The 4,344-nt window shown below is 34.3% G+C and carries 3 protein-coding genes; 1 reads left to right on the top strand and 2 read right to left on the bottom strand.

The window, feature by feature from the left end; translation table 11 throughout:
* The first annotated feature begins 271 nt into the window (after positions 1-271).
* Positions 272-835, top strand: a complete 564-nt coding sequence (locus VK998_RS09105) for a glycerol-3-phosphate responsive antiterminator (protein WP_325227805.1) — start codon at positions 272-274, stop codon at positions 833-835.
* 25 nt (positions 836-860) lie between these two features.
* Here the strand turns inward: VK998_RS09105 and glpK are convergent, their stop codons facing one another.
* Entirely contained in the window at positions 861-2,378 is a 1,518-nt protein-coding gene (gene glpK, locus VK998_RS09100) for a glycerol kinase GlpK (protein WP_325227803.1), read from the bottom strand.
* 76 nt (positions 2,379-2,454) lie between these two features.
* Positions 2,455-4,074, bottom strand: coding sequence for a carbon starvation CstA family protein (locus tag VK998_RS09095; RefSeq protein WP_325227802.1), 1,620 nt, complete (start codon positions 4,072-4,074; stop codon positions 2,455-2,457).
* Positions 4,075-4,344: the final 270 nt, after the last annotated feature.

Genomic DNA, 4,344 nt, shown 5'->3' with positions numbered 1-4,344 from the left:
GGAAAAATTTAAAATAAGGCCTTTGCTAAAGCTTTTATTAAATATAGAAATTCGATATCAATCATTAATTTTCTTTACCATAATCATCTAATATGATAAAATTAGATTGAAACATTTCTTGTCACCTTGAGCCTAACAATATAATCCTACTATCTAAGGATCTAAATCGAGATCCTCTGCTGAAGCTCATAATGACTTAACTCATAATTTATTCAATCTACGAATTAGATATCTATAGTATTGATCTATTATATTTTAATGAGGTGGTTTTTTGAAAAATTTTTTTGATAGAATAGAAATAAATCCAATAATTGCTGCTATCAATGATTTGGCGCAATTAGACAAGGCATTAGAATCCCCTTGTGAGATTATATTTCTACTTACAGGCAATATTTTTAATTTAAAAGAAATAGCCAATAGGGTGAAGGCTAGAGATAAGGGCCTGTACATAGATATAGATTTAATTGATGGTTTTTCTAAGGATACTTGGGGACTGGAGTATATTGTTAAAAATATATACCCTGATGGAATTATCACTGCTAAAGAAAATTTAGTTAGGCTTAGTAAAGATTTAGGTGCTTTTACTATTTTAAGACTGTTTATTATTGACTCGGTAGCTTTAAAAAAGGGTATCCATTCCGCAAAATCCACTAGACCTCATGCTATTGAAATCTTACCAGGTATTATGCCAAAGATTACTAAAATGATTCATATGGAAACGGACACCCCTATTATTGCAAGTGGATTAATCATGGACAAAGAAGATGTTATGATGAGTCTAAACTCTAATGCTTTAGCAGTATCCTCCAATAATAAAAATGTATGGCATATTTAATAAAACTTTTTTATTCAGCTGGGAATTATTCTTCCCAGTGAAAAGCTTTTGTTACTGCTTTTTTCCATCCTCTATATAATTTCTCTTTTTCTTCTTCTTCCATTTTGCTATTAAATACTTTATCTTCATTCCATTTTTTAGATATCTCTTCCTTACATGACCAAAAGCCTACTGCTAGCCCTGCTAAATAAGCTGCTCCTAAGGCAGTCGTTTCTGTAACTTTTGGCCTATGTACTGGAACCCCTAATATATCCGATTGAAACTGCATCAAAAAATTATTTTCTACTGCTCCACCATCTACTCTCAATTCTTTAAGAGCTAAGTTTGAATCCTCTTCCATAGCTTCTAATACATCCCTAGTTTGATATGCAATTGATTCTAGTGCTGCCCTAATAATATGGTTTTTATTTGCTCCCCTTGTTAATCCTACCATAGTTCCCCTAGCATACATATCCCAGTAAGGTGCACCTAATCCTACAAAGGCTGGCACTAGGTATACTCCGTTATTATTCTTTACCTTTTCTGCAAAATATTCACTATCTTTAGCATCATGGATGATCTTTAGTTCATCACGTAGCCACTGGATCACTGCTCCTGCTACAAATATACTACCTTCTAAGGCATATTCAATCTTATTATCTACTCCCCAAGCTATAGTTGTAATAAGGCCTTTTTTAGATTTTACAATTTCTTCTCCTGTATTCATTAACATAAAACAACCAGTTCCATAGGTGTTTTTAGCCATTCCTGGTTGGAAGCAAGTTTGTCCAAACAAAGCTGCTTGCTGATCTCCAGCTATACCTGCAATTGGAATCTTTGCTCCTCCAAAGGTAAGAGGATCGGTTCTCCCATATACTTGACTAGATGGTTTTACTTTGGGTAGCATTGATTTAGGGATGTCTAATTCATCTAATAATCTATCTTCCCACTTTAATTTTTTTATATTGTATATCATAGTACGAGAAGCGTTTGAATAATCGGTTACATGTACTTTGCCCCTTGTCAAATTCCAAATCAACCAAGTATCAATATTTCCAAACAACAATTCTCCTCTATTGGCTTTTTCTCTAGCTCCTTCTACATTGTCTAGTATCCATTTAATTTTAGTTCCGGAAAAATAAGCATCTATTACGAGACCTGTAGTTTCTTTTATGTAATCTTCTAAACCTTTGTCTTTTAATTGATCACATATATCAGCAGTTCTCCTGCATTGCCAAACAATAGCATTATATATGGGTTTCCCTGTGTTCTTATCCCAAATAACTGTAGTCTCTCTTTGATTTGTTATTCCTATAGCAGCTATTTCATCAGGTCTTATCCCTGCAGTTTCTAGTACTTCCCTTGCAACTCCAGATTGGGTTCCCCATATTTCCATCGGATCCTGCTCTACCCATCCTGGCTTTGGATAATATTGAACAAATTCTTTTTGTGCTATATTTACAATTTTACCTTCATAATTGAAAATTATAGCTCTTGAACTGGTAGTACCTTGATCAAAAGCCATAATATATTTTTTGTTCAAAATTCCTTCCCTCCTCTCCATTATATTATAGCCTGTCTTTTGAGTTTTCGAAAGGATTAAAAAAAGTGAGTTGGAAAATTCCAACTCACTTTTTTATCTACTTAGTTTCACTAACTTTTTCAGAATCGTCTTTGAAAAGAATCTTATATCCTTCAACTGCTAACACTATAGCAAGTATAAACAATAATATTGGAAATACCACAAGTATATAATTATTGTTAGCAAAGTTACTCATTGTCAGCAATACTAAAGCAGTAAGAGTTACTATAAGCATAAATACCATTGGTATAGTAATCATATTGAAACTTCTTTTTTGTTTCTTTAACCATAGAGCTATAGCCATCAATGCTAATGCAGCTAATAATTGGTTTGCAGAACCAAATATTGGCCAAATCTTTGCAAATCCTCCAGCTGCAAGTACAGAGCCTATGACTACAGTAATACCTGTTGCTACGTACATATTAGTCAATGGTGATTGAGTTTCCTTCTCTGAGTCTTCAAAATATTCTTGGAATATAAATCTACCAAGTCTTGTAGCAGTATCTAAACTAGTTAAAGCAAAAGCTGATACTGCTAATGCTACAAATGTTTTCCCTACTTCAAATGGGATACCAAACTTAGACATAAATACACCTATTCCATTGGAGAATACATTTACAGGACCACCTTCTAATAAATTAGATAATTCTCCTTTAGTTATATAAGCTGCTGTAATTAATGCTACAACTGCCAGCGCTCCTTCTATAAGCATTCCACCATATCCTATGCCCTTTGCATCCTTTTCGTTATCTATCTGTTTAGAAGTAGTTCCAGAACCTACTAAAGAGTGGAATCCAGAAATAGCTCCACAGGCTACTGTAACAAATAACATCGGAAATAGATATTTATAATCTCCTACTTTAAAAGCTGTTACAGCTTCTAATTTGATTTCTGGTCTGTAAATTAATATTCCTAGCAAAGCTCCTGCCATCATAGCATATAATAAGAATGAATTTAAGTAATCCCTAGGTTGTAATAATATCCAGACTGGAGCTGTAGAGGCAATGAAAATATAAATAGCTAATATCACTATCCATGTATTTACACTTAGTTGAATAGGAAATACAGTACCTAACCACACACATACAAATAAAAGAATTACACCGACTACTGTACCTACTTTTAAAGATACTCCTCGTCTATATACTGCAAATCCAAAAACAATAGCTAATATTATAAATAGTAATGAAGACGTAGCTGCTTGTGGTGTTGTTGCAAAAGTAGAAGCAACTATATTTGCGAAGGCTGCAACTACCAATAGTAAAGTTAACCATGCAAATATTGAAAATAGTTGTTTACCTCTTTTACCCATAGTATCATTAATTACTTCTCCTATGGATTTACCTTTGTGGCGTATAGAGACAAATAACGAACCAAAGTCATGGACTCCTCCAAAGAAAATACTACCTATTACTATCCACAATAAAACTGGTAACCAGCCAAATACGGCTGCTTGAATAGGTCCATTAATTGGTCCTGCTCCAGCTATAGAAGAAAAATGATGTCCTAATAATACAGCAGGTCTTGCAGGCACATAGTCTACACCATCGTTTATTTCATGAGCAGGAGTTTTTCTTGATGGATCTACTCCCCATTTTTTGGCTAGCCATGAGCCATAAGTAGCATAAGCAATAATGAAAATAATAATACTACTTATCATTAACCATAATGAATTCATAATTATTCCCCTTTCCTTTAAAGTATTAAAGTATTAAGATTAAATACTATAAACCTTCCTAACCTCCTTCCCCTTTTTGTTTGTTACTATATATTTGTCATTCATAGCAACCAAGATTAATCGTATGTCTGCCCTCAGGATTCTGCGTCCGCCCGCACCGCTTGCCAAAGGACTGTCGCCGCAGCGCTCACTGCGAAGTGCCTGTAGCTGCTTCAATCTCTCGAGGTTGAGCGCCCTGGGTTACCCAGATCTCACGTTGGCATTACCAGC

This window comes from Schnuerera sp., assembly GCF_035459645.1.
GTDB lineage: Bacteria > Bacillota > Clostridia > Tissierellales > Tepidimicrobiaceae > Schnuerera.
This window is presented reverse-complemented; position numbering and strand designations above follow the sequence as displayed.